The sequence below is a fragment of the Pseudomonas sp. L5B5 genome (assembly GCF_020520285.1).
Lineage (GTDB): Bacteria > Pseudomonadota > Gammaproteobacteria > Pseudomonadales > Pseudomonadaceae > Aquipseudomonas.
Genome location: NZ_CP084742.1, coordinates 2,311,379 through 2,333,772, shown reverse-complemented (window position 1 = coordinate 2,333,772; position 22,394 = coordinate 2,311,379). Strand labels below are relative to the sequence as shown.

The following is a 22,394-nucleotide window of genomic DNA, read 5'->3' as shown; positions in this document are numbered from 1 at the left end:
ATTGCTCGCGATGGTCTTTAACGGTAGCGCGTGTTTACTGGATAAACACAGCGCTCTGAAGTCCATCGCGGGCAAGCCTCGCTCCTACAATCTCCTCAACTGATCGGCATTAACCCCGCAGGTCGCTTTTTTCATTTACCCGCGAGGGGTCACTTGGCGTTGGTGTAGATCTGGTCGAAGACCCCGCCGTCGTTGAAGTGGGTCTTCTGCACGCTGCGCCAGTCACCGAAGGTCTTCTCCACCGAGAGGAAGTCGACTTTCGGGAAACGGTCGTTGTACTTGGCCAGCACTTTCGGATCACGTGGGCGCAGGTAGTTGTTGGCGGCGATTTCCTGGCCTTCCGGCGACCACAGGTACTTCAGGTATTCCTCGGCGGCGGCGCGAGTGCCTTTCTTCTCCACCACCTTGTCCACCACCGATACCGGCGGCTCGGCTTCGGCGGATACGCTCGGGTAGATCACCTCGAACTGATCGCGGCCGAATTCGCGGGCGATCATTTCCGCCTCGTTCTCGAAGGTCACCAGCACGTCGCCGATCTGGTTGGTCATGAAGGTGGTGGTAGCGGCACGGCCGCCGGTGTCCAGCACCGGGGCCTGCTTGAACAGCTTGCCGACGAAGTCCTTGGCCTTGTTCTCGTCGCCGCCGTTCTTGAGCACATAACCCCAGGCCGAGAGGTAGGTGTAGCGGCCGTTACCCGAAGTCTTGGGGTTGGGCACGATCACCTGTACGCCATCCTTGAGCAGGTCGGGCCAGTCCTTCAGGGCCTTGGGGTTGCCCTTGCGCACGATGAACACGGTGGCCGAGGTGAACGGCGCGCTGTTGTTCGGCAGGCGAGTGACCCAGTTGTCCGGGACCAGCTTGCCGTTGTCCGCCAGGGCGTTGATGTCGGTGGCCATGTTCATGGTGATGACATCCGCCGGCAGGCCGTCGATCACCGAGCGCGCTTGCTTGCTGGAGCCACCGAAGGACATTTGCAGGGTGATGTTCTCGTTGTGCTCGGCCTTCCAGTGTTTCTGGAAGGCGGTGTTGTAGTCCTTGTAGAAATCGCGCATCACGTCGTAGGAAACGTTGAGCAGGGTCGGTGCGGCCTGGGCCACGCTGCCCAGGGCCAGGCCGGCGGCCAGGAGCGAAGCGCTGAAGAGTTTTTTCACTGCACATTCCTTTTATTCGAGAGTGAAGGCAATTTGCCGCCGACTATAGCCGGGGCGTTATATCTCTTTAAAGATTAAAAAGTACTTTGCTTATTCCAGCTTTTTAAACAGGGCGTTGCCACAACGGGAGCAGAAGGCGGCGGCCGGTTCGTGGTGGTTCTTGCGGCACACCGGGCAGTCGTGCTTGAGCTGTTCGCCCCGCATGGCGCTGGCCAGCTCGGCGGTGAAGATCCCGGTGGGCACCGCGATGATCGAGTAACCGGTGATCATCACCATGGACGAGATCACCTGGCCGATCACGGTCTTGGGCACGATGTCGCCGTAGCCCACGGTGGTCAGGGTGACGATGGCCCAGTAGATGCCCTTGGGAATGCTGGTGAAGCCGTGCTCCGGGCCCTCGACCACGTACATCAGGGTGCCGAACACCGTGACCAGGGTGCAGACGCTGAGCAGGAACACCAGGATCTTCTGCTTGCTGCCGCGCAGGGCGTCGAGCAGGTAGTGGGCCTGCTTGAGGTAGGGCGCGAGCTTGAGCACGCGAAAGATCCGCAACATGCGGATGATGCGGATGATCAGCAGGTACTGGGCGTCGCTGTAGTAGAGGGCGAGGATGCCGGGGACGATCGCCAGCAGGTCCACCAGGCCGTAGAAGCTGAAGGCATATCGCAGCGGCTTGGGCGAACAGTACAGGCGCAGCCCGTACTCGATGGCGAAGATCAGCGTGAAGCCCCATTCGATATAGGCCAGGACATTGGCGTAGTCGCGATGGACCTGGTCGATGCTGTCGAGGATCACGATCACCAGGCTGGCGAGAATGATCAGCAGCAAGGTGCTGTCGAAGCGTCTTCCGGCCACCGTATCGGTCTGGAAGATCATCACGTAGAGGCGTTGCCGCCAGTTGTCGCTGTTACCCATGGAAATCGCCTGAATCGAAGATCAGCGAAGCCTAGGGGGATTTGTCGCAGGAGCGCAAGGCGCGTCGTTGCGAGGTCTACGGCCGAATGCCCGGTTGCAGGCCAGCACCAGCCAGCAGGCCAGGACGAAGGGGCCGGTGAGGGGTGCCAGGCCCATCGCGGCGAGCCCGGGGGTGATCAGCAGCGCCAGGACCATGCCCAGCACTGGCCACCAGGGGCGCAGGCCCCGCTGGCTCAGCGCCAGGGCCACCAGCGCGCAGTTGTAGCCGGCCAGGCCGGACAGCGCCTGGTCGGGCGCCTGCTGCAGCAACGCCACGGCCAGGCCGAACCCCGAGCCACCCAGGGTCCAGGCCGCTGCCCGGCGGTTGGCCAAGAGCAGGCCGGCGCAAATCAGCAGGCCCGCCTGCCAGTTCCCGAGGAACATCACCTGGCCCAGGCCCTGGAACAGGCCGTCCAGCAATCCGGGCAGCGTCACTGCGGGCAGGCCCGGCGCGCTGGCAGGCAGAGGGGCAAACAGGCCGGCCAGCAGCCAGCCGAGGCCGACGAAGGGGGCGGTGTAGGCCGGCAGGCTGGCCGGGTGACGAGCGCGCTTGAGCCACTGCTGGGTGATGATCGCGCTCAGGCCGCCGGCGGCGATGATCAACGGCGGCAGCAGGATCGACCACGGCAGGTACAGGCTCAGCAGCAACCCCAGCAGTATCCCGTTGTAGCTGAAGAGCCCGGCTTGCCGGTCGGCCTTGGCATAGCCCCGTTGCTGGGCGGTGAGCAGCCCGGCCAGGGCGCCGAGCAGGGCGCCGCCGAGCAGGGTCGGGGCGCTGGCCAGGATCGCCAGCAGGCACAGCAGGCCGCACAGCGGGTGGCGCTGGAGAAAGATCTGGCTGAAGCCATTGAGCAGGGCAGTGGCCCAATCGGGGCACAAAGCGTTGAAGGACTGTGACGGCATGATGGATATCGGTGAGTGTGGCCACTGCTGGCTGCGTCCGATGCACCGGGCTCTCTCTGGGGAGAGCGCCGGATGAATGGGGAAGCAGCGCGGGCAGTGGGGGCAGGTCAGAGAAGGGTTTCGACACGCAGGGAGTTAGTCGTCCCCGGCTGGCCGAACGGCACACCGGTGGTGATCACCACCGTGTCTGCGCGCTTGGCCAGGCCCTGGGCCTGGGCAATTTCCAGGGCCGTGCTGCAGACCTCGTCGACCTGGCGCAAGCGATCGTTGACCACCGAGTGCACGCCCCAGGCCAGGGTCAGGCGCCGTGCGGCCTGCAGGTTGGGGGTCAGGTTGAGGATCGGCACCGACGGTCGCTCCCGGGCGGCGCGCAGGGTCGAGCTGCCTGATTCGCTGTAGTTCACCAGCACGGCCACCGGCAGGATGCTGCAGATGCGCCGGATCGCGCAGCTGATCGCATCGGACACCGTGGCCTCGGCCTGGGGCCGGCTGACGTCCAGCTGGGCCTGGTAGTCCGGCCCGGTTTCCACCTGGCGGATGATCTTGCTCATCATCTGCACGGCTTCCAGCGGGTACTCGCCGGAGGCGGTTTCCGCCGACAGCATCACCGCGTCGGCGCCCTCGGCCACGGCATTGGCGACATCGGTCACCTCGGCGCGGGTCGGTGCCGGGGAAAAGCGCATGGATTCGAGCATCTGGGTCGCCACCACCACCGGTTTGCCCAGCTGGCGGCAGGTGCCGATGATGTCCTTCTGGATCTGCGGTACGGATTCGGCCGGCACCTCGACCCCGAGGTCGCCCCGGGCCACCATGATCGCGTCGCTGAGCTCGGCGATTTGCCGCAGTTGGGCCACCGCCGAGGGCTTTTCGATCTTGGCCATCAGGAATGCCTTGTTGCCGATCAGCTCCCGGGCTTCGCGGATATCCTCCGGGCGCTGCACGAAGGACAGCGCCACCCAGTCCACGCCCAGCTCCAGGCCGAAGCTCAGGTCGCGGCGATCCTTGGCGGTCAGCGGGCTGAGATCCAGCACGGCCTGGGGCACGTTGACGCCCTTGCGATCCGACAGTTCGCCACCGTTGAGCACCAGGGTGTCGATGGCGTCGGCGTGCCTGGCCTGGACCTTCAAGCGCAGCTTGCCGTCGTCCAGCAGCAGGTCCATGCCTGGTTCCAGCGCGGCGATGATTTCCGGGTGGGGCAGGTTGACCCGTCGCGCATCGCCCGGTGTCGGGTCCAGGTCCAGGCGCAGGGGCTGCCCGCGCACCAGCTGGACCTTGCCGGCAGCGAAGGTACCGACCCGCAGCTTGGGCCCTTGCAGGTCCATGAGGATGCCCAGGGGGTGGTTCAGCTCGCTTTCCACCTGGCGAATCCAGGCGTAGCGCTGGGCATGGTCGGCATGGCTGCCATGGCTGAAATTGAGGCGGAAGATATTCACGCCGGCTTGAACCAGCTCACGGATATCCTCCAGGCCATCGGTGGCCGGACCCAGGGTGGCGAGGATCTTGACCTTCTTGTCAGGCGTCATGTTTGGGCGTCTCGAGAATAAGGATGGCGCGGAAGTCGTTGACGTTGGTACGCGTCGGCTCTGTGACGATCAGGCTGTCCAGGGCGGCGAAGTAACCGTAGCCATTGTTGTTGTCCAGCTCGTCGCTGGCGTTCAAGCCCAGGGCCGCGGCGCGGGCGTAGCTGTCTGGAGTCATGATCGCCCCGGCGTTGTCCTCGGAACCGTCGATGCCATCGGTATCGCCCGCGAGGGCGTAGATACCGGGATGGCCCTTGAGGCTCTCGGTCAGGCTCAGCAGGAATTCGGCATTGCGCCCGCCACGACCCGTGCCGCGCAGGGTGACCGTGGTCTCGCCACCGGAGAGGATCACGCAGGGCGCGGCCAGAGGCTGGCCATGCAGGGCCACTTGGCGGGCAATCCCGGCATGGACCTTGGCCACCTCGCGAGACTCGCCTTCCAGGTCACCGAGGATCAGCGGGCTGAAACCGGCCTGGCGTGCCTTGACGGCTGCCGCCTCGAGGGATTGCTGGGGGCGGGCGATCAACTGGAAGTGACTGCGGGCCAGGCTCGGATCGCCAGGCTTGACCGTTTCCGACTCGGGGTTGTGCAACCATTCACGCACCGCTGGCGGCACGTCGATGGCGTAGCGCTGGAGAATCGCCAGGGCCTGGGCCGAGGTGCTGGGGTCGGCCACGGTGGGGCCGGAGGCAATGACTGTCGCCAGGTCGCCCGGCACGTCGGAAATGGCATAGGTATGCACCGTGGCCGGCCAGCAGGCCTTGGCCAGGCGACCGCCCTTGATCGCCGAGAGATGCTTGCGCACGCAATTCATCTCGCCAATGGTGGCGCCGGACTTGAGCAGTGCCTTGTTGATCGCCTGCTTGTCGGCCAGGGTGATGCCGGCGGCGGGCAGGGCCAGCAGCGCCGAACCACCACCGGACAACAGGAAGATCACCCGGTCCTGTTCCGTCAGGTCGCTGACCAGTTCCAGCACTCGCCGGGCCACGGCCAGGCCCGCCGCATCGGGTACCGGATGGGCGGCCTCGACCACTTCGATCTTGTTGCAGGGGGCACCGTGGCCATAGCGGGTGACCACCAGCCCGCGGACTTCGCCCTGCCAGTTGCGTTCGACCACCTGGGCCATGGCGGCGGCGGCCTTGCCGGCACCGATGACGATGACCCGGCCGCTGCGGTCGCTGGGCAGGTGGGGTTCGAGGACGTGTTGCGGATGGGCGGCGTCGATGGCTGTGGCGAACAGCTCACGCAGCAATTGTTGCGGATCGGCCGACATGGCGGGCTCCCGGATTCTTGTTATGGGGGCATGGAACAGGTGTAGCCGCCGCCGGGGGCGGCGCCAGGATCGGCAGGGCCTGTCCATGGCCCGCAGCGATGCGTTTCCTGCGGACCCTCGCACAGTCCGGGGCGGCGGCTACAAATACGGCTTATTGCTTGTCGCGAATCGAGAAGTTGGCCATGTGCTCCAGGCCCTTGATCAGCGCCGAGTGGTCCCAGTTGCCGCCGCCCAGGGCGTTGCAGGTACTGAATACCTGCTGGGCGTTGGCGGTGTTGGGCAGGTTGATGCCCAGCTCGCGGGCGCCATTGAGCGCCAGGTTGAGGTCCTTCTGGTGCAGGTTGATCCGAAAGCCCGGGTCGAAGGTGCCCTTGATCATGCGTTCGCCATGCACTTCCAGGATGCGCGAGGAGGCGAAGCCACCCATCAGCGCTTCACGTACCTTGGCCGGGTCGGCGCCGTTCTTGGCGGCAAACAGCAAGGCTTCGGCCACCGCCTGGATGTTCAGGGCGACGATGATCTGGTTGGCCACCTTGGCGGTCTGGCCATCGCCGTTGCCGCCGACCAGGGTGATGTTCTTGCCCATGCTCTGGAACAGCGGCAGGGCACGCTCGAAGGCTTGGCTGTCGCCGCCGACCATGATGCTCAGGGTCGCCGCCTTGGCGCCGACTTCTCCGCCGGACACCGGGGCGTCCAGGTATTGCGCGCCTGTCTGGTTGATCCTGGCAGCGAAAGCCTTGGTCGCGGTGGGCGAGATCGAGCTCATGTCGATGACGATCTTGCCTTTGCCGATCCCGGCGGCGACGCCGTCGGCACGCAGCAGCACGTCTTCGACCTGCGGGGTGTCGGGCACCATGATGATGATGAATTCGGCTTCCTGGGCCACTTCCCTGGGCGAGGCCAGCGCGACTGCGCCAGCGGCGACCAGGTCGGCCGGGGCCTTGTCGTGGTGTTCCGAGAGCAGCAGGCTGTGGCCGGCCTTCTGCAGGTTGGAAGCCATTGGGTGGCCCATGATGCCGGTGCCGATGAATCCGATCTTAGCCATGAGAAAATCCTCTTTTTATTGCTCTATAAGGTTGCGGGGTGCCAAGGCATCCGTCTCGCGGGCAAGCCTCGTTCCTGCTGTAGGAGCGAGCGGGCGGCGATCCGACCTGCCCGTGATGAACGATGACGCGGTTGCCGATCAGATGGCGTTATGGCTCTTGAGCCAGCCCAGGCCAGCCTCGGTGGTGGCCAGCGGTTTGTATTCGCAGCCGACCCAGCCTTGGTAGCCGATGCGGTCCAGGTGCTCGAACAGAAAGCGATAGTTGATCTCGCCGGTGCCTGGTTCGTTGCGCCCGGGGTTGTCCGCCAGCTGCACGTGGTTGATCTGGGCCAGGTGGTCGGACAGGGTCCGCGCCAGGTCTCCCTCCATGATCTGCATGTGATAGATGTCGTACTGCAGGAACAGGTTGGCACTGCCCACCTGCTCGCGGATCGACAGCGCCTGGGCGGTGTTGTTGAGGTAGAAGCCTGGAATGTCGCGGGTGTTGATGGCTTCCATCACCAGCTTGATGCCGACAGCCTGGAGCTTGTCGGCGGCGTACTTGAGGTTGTCGACGAAGGTCTTTTCCACCAGCGCGGCATCCACGCCCTGGGGACGGATACCTGCCAGGCAGTTGATCTGGGTGTTGCCCAGGACCTGGGCATAGGCGATGGCCAGGTCGACTCCGGCTCGGAAGTCCGCGACCCGATCGGGCAGGCAGGCGATGCCTCGCTCGCCCTTGGCCCAGTCACCGGCGGGCAGGTTGAACAGCACCTGGGTCAGGCCATGGGCGTCGAGCAGGGCCTTGATCTCGGCGGAACTGTATTCGTAGGGGAACAGGTACTCGACACCGCTGAAGCCGGCATCGGCGGCAGCCTTGAAGCGGGCGAGGAAGTCCTGCTCGGTGAACAGCATGGACAGGTTGGCGGCAAAACGCGGCATGGTGGTCTCCTGTGGATCTATCAAGTCCTGCAGCCGTGCGCAGAGGTCCGGGGAACCTTGCGCAGTGTCGAAGCGCGCGCCCGCTTGGCGGTCGATCGCAGCCTTCGGCAGCGGCTACAGGAGCTGTGTTGGCTCGTCAGTCGAGCAGGGCGATGGCGGTGGGGGCGTCATTGCCCACCAGCGCCAGGTCTTCGAACTCGTTGACCGCGTTGATCTCGGTGCCCATGGAGATGTTGGTCACCCGTTCCAGGATGATCTCCACCACCACCGGCACCTTGAAGCTGGCAGCCAGTTCCTGGGCCTGGCGCAGGGCCGGCTGGATATCCTTGGGTTCGAATACCCGCAGGGCCTTGCAGCCCAGGCCTTCGGCCACCGCGACATGATCCACGCCGTAGCCGTTGAGCTCCGGGGCGTTGAGGTTGTCGAAGGACAACTGTACGCAGTAGTCCATCTCGAAGCCGCGCTGGGCCTGGCGGATCAGCCCCAGGTAGGAGTTGTTCACCACCACGTGGATGTACGGCAGGTTGAACTGCGCGCCCACCGCCAGTTCTTCGATCATGAACTGGAAGTCGTAGTCCCCGGACAGTGCCACCACCTGGCGGTTCGGGTCGGCCTTGACCACCCCCAGGGCCGCGGGAATGGTCCAGCCCAGCGGGCCGGCCTGGCCACAGTTGATCCAGTGGCGCGGCTTGTAGACGTGCAGGAACTGGGCACCGGCGATCTGCGACAGGCCGATGGTGCTGACGTAGCAGGTGTCCTTGCCGAACACCTGGTTCATCTCTTCGTACACGCGCTGGGGCTTGACCGGCACGTTGTCGAAGTGGGTCTTGCGTTGCAGGCTGGCCTTGCGTTCCTGGCAGTCATGCAGCCAGGCGCTGCGGTTCTTGAGCTTGCCGGCGGCCTGCCATTCGCGCGCCACCTCCAGCAGCACGGTCAGGGCACTGCCCGCGTCGGAAACGATGCCCAGGTCCGGGGTGAAGACACGGCCGATCTGGGTCGGCTCGATGTCGATGTGAATGAACTTGCGACCTTCGGTGTAGACGTCCACCGAACCGGTGTGGCGGTTGGCCCAGCGGTTGCCGATGCCCAGCACCACGTCGGATTTGAGCAGGGTCGCGTTGCCGTAGCGATGGGACGTCTGCAAGCCGACCATGCCCACCATTTGCGGGTGATCGTCGGGAATGCTGCCCCAGCCCATCAGGGTCGGGATCACCGGAATGCCGGTCAGTTCGGCGAACTCCACCAGCAATTCACTGGCGTCGGCGTTGATGACTCCGCCACCGGCCACCAGCAACGGCCGTTCGGCCTGATCCAGCAGGGCCAGGGCTTTCTCGACCTGGACCCGGGTGGCCGATGGCTTGGCCAGGGGCAATGGCTGGTAGGCGTCGATATCGAATTCGATTTCCGCCATCTGCACGTCGAACGGCAGGTCGATCAGCACTGGGCCAGGGCGACCTGAACGCATTTCATAGAAGGCTTTCTGGAAGGCGTAGGGCACCTGGCCCGGCTCCAGCACGGTGGTGGCCCACTTGGTCACCGGCTTGACGATGCTGGTGATGTCCACGGCCTGGAAATCTTCCTTGTGCAGGCGGGCTCGTGGCGCCTGGCCGGTGATGCAGAGGATCGGGATCGAGTCGGCCGAAGCGCTGTACAGGCCGGTGACCATGTCGGTGCCGGCAGGGCCCGAGGTCCCGATGCAGACGCCAATGTTGCCGGCCTTGGTCCGGGTATAACCCTCGGCCATGTGCGAGGCGCCTTCGACGTGGCGAGCGAGCACATGATCGATGCCGCCGACTTTCTGCAGTGCAGAGTACAGCGGGTTGATGGCGGCGCCCGGGATGCCAAAGGCGGTATCGACCCCTTCACGGCGCATCACCAGAACGGCGGCTTCGATTGCTCTCATTTTGCTCATGGTTTTGTGCCTCTTACGTTTTGTAATTGTATACAAGTGGCTTTTTGCGGAGTGTATTCATGGCGAGCGACGCAGGTCAATGGGTTTTCTTGGGCGGTAATGGTGTTGCCTGAGGGCTTGATATTCCGGCGTCCTTTTGTCGCACGGGCTAGTATGTCGATATTATTGTATACAAAAATAAATTACATTGTGTTCTATTCGTTGCATCGAGCTTCTCCTGAAAGAAGCTCCACCAGGCTTTCCAATAACAAGATGAGGACAGCACCCATGAGCGCTTTAACCTTGAAAGTCGCAATCAACCTGGCCAACCAGGCCATCAATGCGGGGCGCAAGATCAGCGCGGCACCGCTGGCCATTGCGGTACTCGACGCCGGGGGGCACCTGGTGACGCTGCAGCGCGAGGATGGCGCCAGCCTGTTGCGCCCGCAGATCGCCATCGGCAAGGCATGGGGCGCCATCGCCCTGGGCAAGGGTTCGCGCCTGCTGGCGCTGGATGCCCAGCAGCGCCCGGCCTTCATCGGCGCGCTCAACAGCCTAGGGCAGGGCAGCGTGGTACCGGCGCCAGGGGGCGTATTGATCCGTGATCAGGCGGGAGTGGTGATGGGCGCCATCGGTATCAGTGGTGACACCTCGGACATCGACGAGCAGTGCGCCATCAGCGCCATCGAGGCCCAGGGCCTGGCAGCGGATGCCGGCGTCAGCGCTTAGGTCGCGCAGTACGTGTAGCCGCTGTCGAGCCTGCGAGGCTGCGATCGGGTGCGCAGCGCCCGCCAAACCGGGCGACGCGGTACCTCAGGTTAATTGCCGATAGCCACCAGGGGGCTCGTGCCGAGCCGTACGCAGCCTGCGGCAGCGGCTACACGAACCCCGTGGCGCCCTTGAACAGGGCGGCGTCAGGAAGGCGGGTTATGCGGATTCGGGCTCGCAGCCCTTGAGCACCAGGCGGATGATGGTCTGGGCCGCGGCTTCGTAATCTTCTTCGGCCAGCTTGGCCTTGCCGGTGACCACCGAGATCTGCCAGTCGAAATCGGCGTAGGTCTGGGTGGCGGCCCAGATGCTGAACATCAGGTGATGAGGGTCCAGGGGCGCGATCTGGCCACGGTCGATCCAGGTCTGGATGCACTCGATGTTGTGCTTGGCCTGGGCGTTGAGCTGCTCCACCTGGTCCGGGCTCAGGTGTGGCGCGCCGTGCATGATCTCGCTGGCGAACACCTTGGAGGCGAAGGGCAGGTCACGGGAGATGCGGATCTTCGAACGAATGTAGCCGCTGAGCACCTCGCCGGGCACGCCGTCGGCGTTGAACGGGGTGGACGCCTGGAGAATCGGTTCGATGATGCTTTCCAGCACCTCGCGGTAGAGATTTTCCTTGGACTTGAAGTAGTAGTAGACGTTGGGCTTGGGCAACCCGGCCTTGGCGGCGATGTCGCTGGTCTTGGTGGCGGCGAAGCCCTTGTCGGCAAACTCTTCGCTGGCGGCCCGCAGGATCAGTTCTTTATTGCGCTCGCGGATGGTGCTCATAAACCGGGGGATTCCTTGCCTGCTCGGGCGGTTGCGCATGGTAGCACCGGGCTTGCGAGGGGCTCAAGAAAGCCCATGGGCGAGGATTTTTCCAGGTTCGCAGGGCTGTCGCGGGGCCTGGCGGATGACCGTTTGCCGCCAGGATCGACGGCACCTCGCGTGCCTGCTCGGTGGCGCGGTATGCTGCGCGCCTCATTTCATGCAGGAAGCCTGGCCCATGGCAGGAAGCAGTTTGCTGGTTCTGATCGACGATATCGCCGCGGTACTGGACGATGTGGCCCTGATGACCAAGATGGCGGCGAAGAAGACCGCCGGTGTGCTGGGCGACGACCTGGCCCTCAACGCCCAGCAAGTGTCCGGGGTCCGTGCCGAGCGGGAGATCCCGGTGGTCTGGGCCGTGGCCAAGGGCTCGTTTCGCAACAAGCTGATCCTGGTGCCGGCGGCCCTGGCCATCAGTGCCTTCGCCCCCTGGCTGGTGATCCCGCTGCTGATGCTCGGCGGGGCCTACCTGTGTTTCGAGGGCTTCGAGAAGCTGGCTCACAAGTTCCTGCACAGCAAGGATCAGGACCAGGCGGACCATGCCCAGCTGATCGAGGCAGTGGCGGACCCGGCCACTGACCTGGTGGCCTTCGAAAAGGACAAGATCAAGGGGGCGGTGCGCACCGACTTCATCCTCTCTGCCGAGATCATTGCCATCACCCTGGGCACCGTGGCCGATGCGCCGCTGACCCAGCAGGTCGTGGTGCTGTCGGGTATCGCCATCGTGATGACGGTCGGGGTCTACGGCCTGGTAGCCGGGATCGTCAAGCTCGACGACCTGGGCCTGTGGCTGGCGCGCAAGCCGGGGCAGGTGGCCAGGAGCGTCGGCGGGGCGATCCTGCGAGCGGCGCCCTACATGATGAAAAGCCTGTCGGTGATCGGCACCGCGGCCATGTTCATGGTCGGCGGCGGCATCCTCACCCATGGGGTGCCGGCGGCCCATCACCTGATCGAGGGCCTGACCGCGCACAGTACTGCCTTGGTGGGCGGTTTCTCGGTGATCTTGCCGACGCTGCTCAACGCCGTGGTGGGGATTGTCGCCGGTGCCGTGGTGCTGCTTGGCGTGACCCTGGCCAGCAAGGCCTGGCGCGCTGTTCGCGCCTGATTCGCGGTCAGCCGGTCGCGGGGCCCTGTAGCGCCTGGGCAGCGGGTTGCTGGCGGCACCAGCGGCGCCAGGTGAACTGCAGTTGCAGGATCGCCGCCCTGGCCATCTCCCAGGCTTGCTGGGGCAGGTGCTGGTCTGCATCCAGAGCCTTGAGCAGCGCCGCCGAAGCCGCATCCAGTTGGTCACTGCGGTCGACGCTGGGGCCGCCGTGCCTGAGCAGGGCCGCCAGGTGCGCAAGGTAATGCTCGCGTTCTGTGGCCAAGGCATCCAAGGCTGTTTCCAGGCAGCCGCGCAATTGCAGCAACTCATCTCCCAGGTCCAGCCCCAGCAGGCCGTTGTCCCAGTGACTGCGGCGGTTCTCGGGCTGCATCTGCCAATATCGCGACACCCGGATCAGGCGGTCCGCCATGCGTCCGCCAAACCAGCTTTCGGCCTGCTCCGGGGGGCGTGAGGTGAGCTGCGCCAGATCGAACAGAGAGGCCTTGAACATCCGCCGGTAGTGCCGTTCGCCCGGGTTGAGGCTGACCAGGCGCAGCACCACCACGGCAATGCCGACGCCGACCAGGGTGGCCATGGCCTTGTTCAGGAACGCCCCGAGGTCGTAGCTCATCAGGTTACTGGGGCCGACGTTGTTGACGAAGAAGATGCAGAACGCCGAGGCGACGGGGGCGAGCTTCGGCCGGCTCATGCACAGCGAAGCGAAGAACAGCGGCACCGCCAGCCCCAGGCACAGCAGGGGAAAACCGTCCCAGGCCGGCAGTAGGCCGAGGCCCACGAATGCCGCCACGGGAATGGACAGGGCAATGCCCTTGAAGAAGTTCAGGCAAGACGCGGCGGGGTTCTCGCGCCCGGCGAACAGGCTCAGCACCACGCCGCAAATGGACACGGCCCCCAGCCCCGAGGGCCAGGCGGACAGAATCCAGAAACCGGCCACGGTGAGAAAGGCCAGGGCTCCGCGCAAGCCCCCCAGCACCCCTTGCTGGAGGTCCCGGTGCCAGGACAGGGCGCCGGGAGCTCCAGGCGGAACCTGTCCCTGTTCCACGGCCTCAACGCTGAGGGCGCTCTGTGCCACCCGTTCCAGTACCTGGGCCAGTTGCACCAGGCACAGATGGCCTTCGGCTGATAGCGAAGGGTCCTGCAGAGCCTGTTGCAGGCGCTGGAGTAAGGGAGGCAGGGCCGCGTCATGTTCGACCTGCAGGGCCTGGATGGTCTCGCCAAGCAAGGGTTGGAGTTGCTGGGCGGTGGCTGAGTCGAGCATCTGCCGTTGCCGGGCGACGCCCCGGGCGGACCTGAGCAGGCCCAGCAGGTCGCGGCTCAGTACCCGCAGCGCCTGGGAGCGACGACGCCCCTGCGGTCCTTCGAACCAGGCGTGATCGCGCTGGGCATCCACGGTGACGATGCGCCCCAGGGCTTCCAGCAGCCCCTTGCGCTGATCCTCCCCTAGCAGCTCCGAGGCGGCGGCCTGGCGCCCGGCGAGCCAGGCCGCTCGACCCTGGGCCGCCAGCGCCTGTTCCACCCGGCGTGGCCACAGTATCTGGCTCGCCACGGCGGCGCAGATGATCCCCAGACCGATTTCCGAACAGCGCGCCACCGCCTGGTCGAACACCTGCAAGGGCGCTGCCGTGGCGGGCAAGGCAATGATTGCCGTGGTGTAGCCGGCCAGCACGAAGCCGTAGGCCGCATGGTTGCGCAACAGCGAGGCGCCGGTGGTGCAGAGGCCGAGCCACAGAGCCATCGCCAGCAGGAACAGCAAGGGCGCCTGGCCCAGGCTCGCGATCAGCAGGATGGAAACCAGCGCCCCTGCCAGGGTGCCCAGCAGGCGATAGGCGCCTTTGGCCAGGACCATGCCGCTGCTGGATTGGCTGACGATGAATACGGTGGTCAGGGCCCATTGCGGTTGCTCGAAATCCAGGCGAAACGCCAAGTACAGCGCCGCCCCGCCGGCAATCAGATTGCGCACGGCGAACAGCAGGTCGGCGGGAGTGGGGGCGAACAGGGCTTGCCAGATATCGGCGCGGAACAAGGTCGGCAGTTTCATGTTTTGGCGTTATCGATAGCTAGCTAATGATTAGTATCGTATCGATTTCGCCAGAATGTGCCAATCAGCTTTTCAAAGGGGGGAAGGAGACGGACGGGTGGCGCCTGCCCCGCCGGACGGCGGGGCGAGGCCGGGTCATTCGGAGATCTGCAGCTTGCGTGCTTCGGTGTACACGTAGCGCACTTGTTCATACTCGAACGGTGAGTTCAGCTCGCCATAACGGAAGTTGGTCTGGTAGCGCTTGTCGACGCCGCGCAGGAGCCAGACTTCCGGATGGTTCTTGCTGACTTCCGCGACGTTGAGGAAGTTGATCGCCGATTCGGCGCTGTAGTCCACTGCCAGCCCTGCGGTATCGCGCAGGTTCGACGGGCCTAGGAGCGGCAGTACCAGGTAGGCACCGCCCGGAACCCCATAGAAACCCAGGGTCTGGCCGAAGTCTTCGCTCTGGCGTGGCAGGCCCATCTTGGTGGCCGGGTCCCACAGGCCGGCGATGCCGATCGTGGTGTTGACCAGCAGGCGGGCAGTGGTTTCCATCGAGCGCTGGCCCTTGAACTGCAGCAGGCTGTTGAGCAGGCTGGGAACATCGCCCAGGTTGTTGAAGAAGTTGCTGACCCCGGTGCGCAGGAACTTCGGCGTCACGTAGCGATAGCCGTCCACCACCGGCAGGAACACCCATTGGTCGAAACGGTAGTTGAAGTGGTAGACCCGGCGGTTCCAGGACTCCAGCGGGTCATAGACGTTCAGCGCGCTGAGGGTCGAGCGTTCGAACTCGCGCTGGTCCAGGCCAGGGTTGAACTTGAGCTGTTTCAGCGGCTCGGTGAACCCGTCCGGGTCGGACGCGGTGGTGGTGCCGGCTCGGTCATCATCGGCCTGGGCGTAGCTTGCGCAGAGCAACGCAGCGATAAGCAGGAGATGTTTAGCCACGGAAGAACTCCAGCATGGCGTCGCTGTTGACGCGATAGTTGAGGTTGCCGCAATGGCCACCATGGGGATAGACGGTAAGGCGTTCGCCAAAGGTCCTGCGCAGGAAGCCCAGGTCGCCGGGGCCGAGGATGACGTCGTCGGCGTTGTGCATCACGGCGATCTTCGGGCTGGCCTTGAGATAGTCCTGCAGCGCGTAGAGGCTCACCTGGTCCACCAGTTGCAAGAGGCTGCCGCCATCGGTGCGGGCACGCCACATCGGGATCACCTGTTCGGTCAGGTAGCAGTCGAAGTCGCATTGCAGGGCGCGCTTGAGGAAAGGCGTGAGGCTGGTGCCTTCGCGGATCGGGTACTTGGGCGGGGTGATCAGGCCTCGGCGGTTGATCAGGTCCGAGGTGAAGGCGATGTCCGCCGCCGAGAAGCGAAAGGAAGTGCCGATCAGCATCGCCAGCTGTTCGTTGCTCAGGTGTTGCTTGGATTGCTGGAGGTCATAGAGCAGCGCATCGGTGAGGTCGATGTAGCCCTTCTGCTGGAAATAGCGGGTCAGCTTGGCCAGCATCAGTTCGTAGAACGTGGTGCTGTTGTTGATGCCCTTGACCTCGGTCTGCACCAGTTTGTCGAGGTTAGTGATCGAGGTGTAGAGGTTGACCGGCGGGTTGAGCAGCAGGACCTTCTTGAAGTTGAAGGAGCGCCGGGTCTCGTCCAGCTTGCTGACGAATGCCGCATCCAGGGCGCCGAGGCTATAGCCGGTCAGGTAGTAGTCGGTGACCGGCAGCTTGGAGTTCTGTGCACGCACGGCCTGCATGACCCGGTACATGTCCTGGGCATCCTCGGCGGTCACGCCTGGAGTGGCGAAGCGCGAGGCGGCACTGATGAAGTCGAAGCTGGTGGGTGAGGACAGCTGCACCACATGGTAGCCGGCCTTGTAATAGAGCTTCTTGAGGTACTCGTTGAGCGTGCTGTCGTAGCGTGCGCCGGTGCCGGCGATCAGGAAGATCAGTGGCGCGGCATGGTCCTGGGTGGCGATGCGGTAGGTGAGCTTCTTCACCGCCCAGAAATTGTCCGGGAGGGTGAATTCCCGTTCCGGGCGCAGGGTCAGGCTGTGGTCCGACTGACGGATGTCGTCGTCGGAGGGCAGCTCGGGGCGCAAATCCGGTGGCGTGGTGAGGATGGTGGCTTCGAAGGGGTTGGTCAGCGGATAGCCGTAGCCGGCCGGATCGACATCGACTGCCAGTGCGGACGCACTCAGGATAAGGCCGCCGAACAGGGCGGCGAGGCGCAAGGAACGAAGCATGACTGTATCCCTAGAAGGAAGGTGCCGAATGAGGTTCGCAGGCTATGACCACCGCGCTGCTTCCGAAGTGCCACACCCGGGCGCAAATAACGCTCGCAACAGTCTGGCCGGGGAGATGATAGCCGGACGATACACGTTGCCGCCCTTGGCTGAACAGCTATCCGTGCGTGGTGCTTGCCAAGTGTCCGTGGGGGATTATGCTGGGCGCCGTTTTGATTGTCTGGAGTGTTCCATGTCTCGCCGCTTTCCCGTGATTGCGCTGCTGTTGGCCCTGCCTCTGTGGCTGGCCGCCAGTTATGGCCTGCGTTATGGCTTCATGGAGGATGCCCGCTGGGTGGGCGTCTGCATGGACGAAGCCAGCCGCTGGGAGTGCTCGTTGCGCTCCAGCCTGGGCTGGATGATCCATTTCAAGGTGCTGGGCTGGAGTGCCCTGGGCGCATCGCTGCTGGCGTTCGTCGTGCCAGGGCGCGCTGGCTGGTGGCTGGCGGTGCTGGCAATGGCGGCAGGCATTCCGGCGCTGGTGCTGTACAACACCAGCCTGGCGGTCTTCGCCCTGGTGATTGCCAGCCTGCGCCTGGTGCGTGCCCGCCGCCCCTAGCAGACCGTTGCAAAACGTAGGCGAGGCAGTCAGCGCAAGGCAAAAAACAGGCGAAAAAGCGCAGTTTACGAGTGGTAAATGAGCATCTTGAGCTTGTTTTTAGCGCAGCGATGGCAACGCAGGTGGTTTTTCAACGGCCTGCTAGTCCTGCCGAGCCGAAGCTCGGCAGGCTCGCTGCTCAGCCAATTCGGGCCCGCAAGCTGCGCCACAGGGCGGCGGTCATCAACAGGCTGACCAGGGTCCAGCCCCAGGCCTGCTGGTTGGCCAGGCCTTCCTGGTACAGCTGGGGAGCGATGCCGGCGCCGACGATGAAGGTCAGCAGGGCGATCTCGCGACGCGGCACACGTACCGGCCGGCAGAGGAATGCCAGGGCCGGTAGCAGCAGGGCGGCGCTGGGGAAGCTGCGATAGCGCGGATCGAACACCAGTTCCAGCATCATCACCGCCGCAGCGAAACCGGCCACTGCCAGGAGCCAGCCGGCGCGCGCCTCGAGGATGGCGAACAGGCGCTGGCGCCAACCTTCACGCGGTGCCAGCGATAGCGCGGCATGGGCCAGGACCAGCAGGTTCAGACCCAGCAGCAGGGCCGCCCAGGCCCATTCGCTGGCGAAGCGGCTGGTGACGCGCGCCAGCTCGGCGAAGGTGCCGATGCTGCAGGCCGCCAGGGCGCCCAGCAGAGGCACCAGCAGGGCTGCCCGGGTACTGCGGACCCTGCCGCCCATCAGCAGGGTGATGGCGAAGATCGCTGCGCCGACTCCCAGCCACAGCGGCCAGTAGGGCAGGTTGGATACCGGGCCGGCGAGGATGCCCTTGTCCTGGCGGTCGGCGTCGAACAGCCCCCAGTAGCCGCCGACGGCACCCTCGCTGGCGCGCTTCCAGGGTTGGTCGAAGGCTTCGATCAGGTTGTAGTGCCAGCCGTTCTGCTCGGCCAGGGCGACGAAGCCGCGGATGAACCGGGCTTCGTTGACTCGGCTCGGCACCGCGGTCTCGCGCTGGCGGCCTTCGCTGGGCCAGCCGGTCTCGCCGATCAGGACGTCCTTGGGGGCGAAGCGGTTGCCGAACACCTGGCGCACTTGCGCCACATGGTTCAGGGCTGCGTCGATATTGGACGGATCGTCTTCCCAGTAGGGCAACAAGTGGATGGTCAGGAAGTCCACGGCCGGGGCGATTTCCGGATGCTTGAGCCAGAACTCCCAGACATCGGCATAAGTCACCGGTTGCTTGACGTTGTGCTTGACCTTGAGGATCAGCCGCGCCAGCTGCGCGCCGGTGATCTCCTTGCGCAACAGGGCTTCGTTACCGACGATCACCGCGCTGACCACGTCCGGGTTGGCGTTGGCCGAGGCGATCAGCAGGTCGACTTCCTTCTCGTTATCCACCGGATTGCTGTTGATCCAGGCTCCGATCATCAGTTTCAGACCGTGCTTGCGGGCCAGTTCCGGCAGGGCTTCCAGGCCGCTCATGGAGTAGGTGCGGATGCATTCGAAGCGCGTGGCCAGCAGTGCCAGGTCGGCGTCCATGCGCTCGGGGCGCAGCTTGAATGGCTGGTCGAACGGTGACTGGTCCTTGTCGAACGGGGTGTAGGAGGCGCATTGCAGTTTGTGGCTGGCGCTGGCGACGTCGGGCAGTTGCACCGACTGGCCCAGGCCGTACCAGTAGCCGCCAAGGACGAGTAGGCCGAGCAGGCAGGCGAACAGGTAAGCGAGGGCGGGAAAGCGTGGGGAGGCGGGCATGGTCAGGCCGTTAGCGGGAACAAAGCCGGGCATCTTACCCGCATTCGCCGCCAGCTTGGTGGTTGGTCGTGCAAAGTCCGGGCGCCACCATTGCCGGTGGGGGCCCGGTTACTGGCTTTCTGATGTCGCTGCCGAGTGCCTTGAGGTCGCAGTCAGAGCAGGTCGTCGAGGGTGGCGGGTTGATGATCCAGGCATCAGTACTCCGCTGATGATCGAACGCGTTCGCGGTCAGGCGTGAAGGAGGCGCCGAGCACCATAACCATACGTTGATGTGCCCGGCAGCCGCCCGGCACTGCACTTTTCGGGGAAGTAACGATGAAGATGCGACGACTCTTAGGCGCAGGTGCCGCACTGGTACTTGCCATCAGCTCCACCCTGGCCAGCGCCGATAGCAAGACCCTGAGCATCGGCTATGTCGACGGCTGGTCCGACAGCGTGGCGACGACCCATGTGGCCGCGGAGGTGATCAAGAAGCTCGGTTACGACGTCAAGCTGCAGGCGGTGGCGACGGGGATCATGTGGCAGGGTGTGGCCACGGGCAAGCTCGATGCCATGCTCTCGGCCTGGCTGCCGGTCACCCATGGCGAGTACTGGACCAAGAACAAGGACAAGGTGGTGGACTATGGCCCCAACTTCAAGGACGCGAAGATCGGCCTGATCGTGCCGGAATACGTCAAGGCCAAGTCCATCGAAGACCTCAAGACCGATGGCAGCTTCAAGAACAAGATCGTCGGTATCGATGCCGGCTCCGGCGTGATGCTCAAGACCGACCAGGCGATCAAGGACTACGGCCTGGACTACAAGCTGCAGGCCAGCTCCGGGGCGGCAATGATCGCCGAGCTCACCCGCGCCGAAGAGAAGCAGGATTCCATCGCGGTGACCGGCTGGGTGCCGCACTGGATGTTCGCCAAGTGGAAGCTGCGCTTCCTCGAGGACCCGAAAGGCGTGTATGGCGCCGCTGAAACCGTCAACAGCATTGGCAGCAAGGGGCTGGAGAAGAAGGCGCCGGAGGTAGCGGCATTCCTGAAGAAGTTCCAGTGGGCCTCGAAGGATGAAATCGGTGAAGTGATGCTGGCCATCCAGGAGGGCACCAAGCCGGATGTGGCAGCCAGGGATTGGGTAAGCAAGCACGCCGAAAGGGTGGCTGAATGGACCGCTAAATAGTCCTCGGCTGTCTAGCTCAAGGGTTCCGGGGCCATGCGTTGCCTGCAGCGCATGGCCCTTGTTTTTTTGCGGGCCGTTGTTGGCGTCGCAGCTCATGTCGTTCTAATACTAAGGTCGTCTGGAACGCGGCTGATAGCCGCATAGAGTGCATTAGGTTCCACCTAAAATCTGTGCTGCGAGGATAAAAACAATGAACGACAGCATTTACCTCTCGATTCAAAACAGCCCGCGTTTCAAGGAGCTGGTCAGCAAGCGAGAGCGGTTCGCCTGGATTCTTTCGGCGATCATGCTTGGGCTCTACTCGGCTTTCATCCTGTTGATCGCCTACGGGCCCCAGATCCTGGGGACCAAGCTCACGCCTACTTCCTCCATTACCTGGGGCATCCCCATTGGTGTTGGCCTGATCATCTCGGCCTTCATCCTGACGGCTATCTATGTGCGGCGCGCCAACGGTGAATTCGACGAGTTGAACAACGCGATCCTGAAGGAGGCTCAGCAATGATCCGCCGTCTATTCGCAGCACTCGGCCTGGCCGCTTTCGCTCCTGCCCTCTGGGCCGCGGACGCCTTGACAGGCGAAGTCCACAAGCAACCCCTCAACGTATCGGCGATCGTGATGTTCGTGGTGTTCGTCGGGGCGACCCTGTGCATCACCTACTGGGCTTCCAAGCGTAACAAGTCGGCCGCCGACTACTATGCGGCGGGTGGCAAGATCACCGGTTTCCAGAACGGCCTGGCGATTGCGGGCGACTACATGTCGGCCGCGTCCTTCCTGGGTATTTCCGCCCTGGTATTCACCTCCGGCTACGACGGGCTGATCTACTCCATCGGGTTCCTGGTGGGCTGGCCGATCATCCTGTTCCTGATCGCCGAACGCTTGCGCAACCTGGGCAAGTACACCTTTGCCGACGTGGCGTCCTATCGCCTCGGGCAAACCCAGATTCGTACGTTGTCGGCCTGTGGCTCGCTGGTGGTGGTGGCGTTCTACCTGATTGCGCAGATGGTCGGTGCCGGCAAGCTGATCCAGTTGCTGTTCGGTCTCGACTACCATGTGGCGGTGATCCTGGTGGGCATCCTGATGTGCCTGTACGTGCTGTTCGGCGGCATGCTGGCCACCACCTGGGTGCAGATCATCAAGGCGGTGCTGCTGCTCTCCGGTGCGTCCTTCATGGCGCTGATGGTGATGAAGCACGTCAACTTCGATTTCAACATGCTGTTCTCCGAAGCGATCAAGGTTCACCCCAAGGGTGAGGCGATCATGAGCCCGGGCGGCCTGGTAAAAGATCCGGTCTCGGCGTTCTCCCTCGGGCTGGCGCTGATGTTCGGTACCGCTGGCTTGCCACACATCCTGATGCGCTTCTTCACCGTGAGCGATGCCAAGGAAGCCCGCAAGAGCGTGCTCTATGCCACCGGTTTCATTGGCTACTTCTACATCCTGACCTTCATCATCGGTTTTGGCGCGATCCTGCTGGTCAGCACTAATCCGGACTTCAAGGATGCCGCAGGCGCCTTGCTGGGCGGCAACAACATGGCGGCGGTGCACCTGGCCAACGCGGTGGGCGGCAGCGTGTTCCTGGGCTTCATCTCGGCGGTGGCCTTCGCCACCATCCTGGCAGTCGTGGCGGGCCTGACTCTGGCCGGCGCCTCGGCGGTTTCCCATGACCTGTATGCCAGCGTGATCAAGAAGGGCAAGGCCAACGAGAAGGACGAGATCCGCGTTTCCAAGATCACCACGGTGGCCCTGGGCGTGCTGGCCATTGGCCTGGGCATTCTTTTTGAAAGTCAGAACATCGCCTTCATGGTCGGCCTGGCGTTCTCCATTGCCGCAAGCTGCAACTTCCCGGTACTGCTGCTTTCCATGTACTGGAAGAAACTCACCACCCGTGGCGCCATGATCGGTGGCTGGATGGGGCTGGTTAGCGCAGTGGCGCTGATGGTTCTCGGTCCGACCATCTGGGTGCAGATCCTGCATCACGAGAAGCCGATCTACCCCTACGAGTACCCGGCGCTGTTCTCGATGCTCATCGCTTTCGTCGGTATCTGGTTCTTCTCCATTACCGACAAGTCGGCTGCGGCAGCCAACGAACGAGCGCTGTTCTTCCCGCAGTTCGTGCGCTCGCAAACCGGCCTGGGAGCCAGTGGGGCGGTGTCGCACTAAGCAATGCTCAGGCTTGTCTGTTATTGGGCAGGCGTTGAGTGGTGGTGAAATGCCCTGGTCGAGAGACCAGGGCATTTTTATTGGGCGTCGAGCAGCGGGGAAGGTGTCTGGGTGCTGCAGGTGATGGTTTGCGAGGGGGCGCCAATGCC

Annotated in this window: 19 protein-coding genes; 6 read left to right on the top strand and 13 right to left on the bottom strand. The window is 64.1% G+C overall.

Annotation, left to right across the window (positions count from 1 at the left end; all coding sequences use genetic code 11):
* Positions 1-149: 149 nt before the first annotated feature.
* From LGQ10_RS10515 to gcl, 8 genes are all read right to left on the bottom strand, one after another.
* Positions 150-1,151, bottom strand: coding sequence for a sulfate ABC transporter substrate-binding protein (locus LGQ10_RS10515; protein WP_226525499.1), 1,002 nt, complete (start codon positions 1,149-1,151; stop codon positions 150-152).
* Between the two features lie 90 nt (positions 1,152-1,241).
* A complete protein-coding gene (locus LGQ10_RS10510; protein ID WP_058433728.1) occupies positions 1,242-2,066 on the bottom strand; it encodes an ion transporter in 825 nt (274 codons plus the stop codon).
* A 21-nt stretch (positions 2,067-2,087) separates the two neighbouring features.
* On the bottom strand, positions 2,088-3,008 hold the full coding sequence (locus LGQ10_RS10505) for an urea transporter (RefSeq protein ID WP_226525498.1): 921 nt from the start codon (positions 3,006-3,008) through the stop codon (positions 2,088-2,090).
* Between the two features lie 107 nt (positions 3,009-3,115).
* Complete coding sequence (gene pyk, locus LGQ10_RS10500; protein ID WP_058433726.1) at positions 3,116-4,531, bottom strand: pyruvate kinase; 1,416 nt, start codon at positions 4,529-4,531, stop codon at positions 3,116-3,118.
* Entirely contained in the window at positions 4,521-5,801 is a 1,281-nt protein-coding gene (locus tag LGQ10_RS10495; protein ID WP_058433725.1) for a glycerate kinase, read from the bottom strand. Before LGQ10_RS10495 ends, pyk begins: the two co-directional genes overlap by 11 nt.
* 151 nt (positions 5,802-5,952) lie before the next feature.
* Positions 5,953-6,846: a 2-hydroxy-3-oxopropionate reductase gene (locus LGQ10_RS10490; protein WP_058433724.1), complete on the bottom strand. Its 894-nt coding sequence runs from the start codon at positions 6,844-6,846 to the stop codon at positions 5,953-5,955.
* A gap of 138 nt (positions 6,847-6,984) precedes the next feature.
* On the bottom strand, positions 6,985-7,767 hold the full coding sequence (hyi, locus tag LGQ10_RS10485) for a hydroxypyruvate isomerase (protein ID WP_058433723.1): 783 nt from the start codon (positions 7,765-7,767) through the stop codon (positions 6,985-6,987).
* 136 nt (positions 7,768-7,903) lie between these two features.
* Positions 7,904-9,679 (bottom strand): glyoxylate carboligase, encoded by a 1,776-nt coding sequence (gcl, locus tag LGQ10_RS10480; RefSeq protein WP_058433722.1) that lies wholly within the window; start codon positions 9,677-9,679, stop codon positions 7,904-7,906.
* A gap of 267 nt (positions 9,680-9,946) precedes the next feature.
* Between gcl and LGQ10_RS10475 the strand changes: the two genes are divergently transcribed.
* Entirely contained in the window at positions 9,947-10,387 is a 441-nt protein-coding gene (locus LGQ10_RS10475; protein WP_058433721.1) for a GlcG/HbpS family heme-binding protein, read from the top strand.
* A gap of 198 nt (positions 10,388-10,585) precedes the next feature.
* Here LGQ10_RS10475 and LGQ10_RS10470 read toward each other — a convergent pair whose 3' ends face one another.
* The gene (locus LGQ10_RS10470; protein ID WP_058433720.1) at positions 10,586-11,197 is read right to left on the bottom strand and encodes a TetR/AcrR family transcriptional regulator; all 612 of its coding nucleotides are present in this window, start codon (positions 11,195-11,197) and stop codon (positions 10,586-10,588) included.
* 217 nt (positions 11,198-11,414) lie between these two features.
* Here LGQ10_RS10470 and LGQ10_RS10465 point away from each other — a divergent pair, with 217 nt between their 5' ends.
* Positions 11,415-12,341 (top strand): DUF808 domain-containing protein, encoded by a 927-nt coding sequence (locus LGQ10_RS10465; RefSeq protein ID WP_058433719.1) that lies wholly within the window; start codon positions 11,415-11,417, stop codon positions 12,339-12,341.
* 7 nt (positions 12,342-12,348) lie between these two features.
* Here the strand turns inward: LGQ10_RS10465 and LGQ10_RS10460 are convergent, their stop codons facing one another.
* The 3 genes from LGQ10_RS10460 to LGQ10_RS10450 all read right to left on the bottom strand — a co-directional run bounded on the left by LGQ10_RS10460 (position 12,349) and on the right by LGQ10_RS10450 (position 16,594).
* Positions 12,349-14,379 (bottom strand): FUSC family protein, encoded by a 2,031-nt coding sequence (locus LGQ10_RS10460; protein WP_226525497.1) that lies wholly within the window; start codon positions 14,377-14,379, stop codon positions 12,349-12,351.
* Positions 14,380-14,514: 135 nt separating this feature from the next.
* Complete coding sequence (locus LGQ10_RS10455; protein WP_226525496.1) at positions 14,515-15,303, bottom strand: VacJ family lipoprotein; 789 nt, start codon at positions 15,301-15,303, stop codon at positions 14,515-14,517.
* Entirely contained in the window at positions 15,296-16,594 is a 1,299-nt protein-coding gene (locus LGQ10_RS10450) for a serine/threonine protein kinase (protein ID WP_226525495.1), read from the bottom strand. The genes LGQ10_RS10455 and LGQ10_RS10450 overlap by 8 nt, the downstream gene beginning before the upstream one ends.
* A 232-nt stretch (positions 16,595-16,826) precedes the next feature.
* On the opposite strand from LGQ10_RS10450, the gene LGQ10_RS10445 reads away from it, so the two are divergent.
* The gene (locus LGQ10_RS10445; protein ID WP_058433279.1) at positions 16,827-17,192 is read left to right on the top strand and encodes a hypothetical protein; all 366 of its coding nucleotides are present in this window, start codon (positions 16,827-16,829) and stop codon (positions 17,190-17,192) included.
* Positions 17,193-17,370: 178 nt separating this feature from the next.
* Here LGQ10_RS10445 and LGQ10_RS10440 read toward each other — a convergent pair whose 3' ends face one another.
* Positions 17,371-18,924, bottom strand: a complete 1,554-nt coding sequence (locus LGQ10_RS10440) for a beta (1-6) glucans synthase (RefSeq protein WP_226525494.1) — start codon at positions 18,922-18,924, stop codon at positions 17,371-17,373.
* Between the two features lie 315 nt (positions 18,925-19,239).
* On the opposite strand from LGQ10_RS10440, the gene LGQ10_RS10435 reads away from it, so the two are divergent.
* From LGQ10_RS10435 to LGQ10_RS10425, 3 genes are all read left to right on the top strand, one after another.
* A complete protein-coding gene (locus LGQ10_RS10435) occupies positions 19,240-20,088 on the top strand; it encodes a glycine betaine ABC transporter substrate-binding protein (protein ID WP_226525493.1) in 849 nt (282 codons plus the stop codon).
* Positions 20,089-20,278: 190 nt separating this feature from the next.
* The gene (locus LGQ10_RS10430) at positions 20,279-20,590 is read left to right on the top strand and encodes a DUF485 domain-containing protein (protein WP_058434375.1); all 312 of its coding nucleotides are present in this window, start codon (positions 20,279-20,281) and stop codon (positions 20,588-20,590) included.
* Positions 20,587-22,245, top strand: a complete 1,659-nt coding sequence (locus LGQ10_RS10425; protein ID WP_058434374.1) for a cation acetate symporter — start codon at positions 20,587-20,589, stop codon at positions 22,243-22,245. Before LGQ10_RS10430 ends, LGQ10_RS10425 begins: the two co-directional genes overlap by 4 nt.
* The last annotated feature ends 149 nt before the right edge of the window (positions 22,246-22,394 follow it).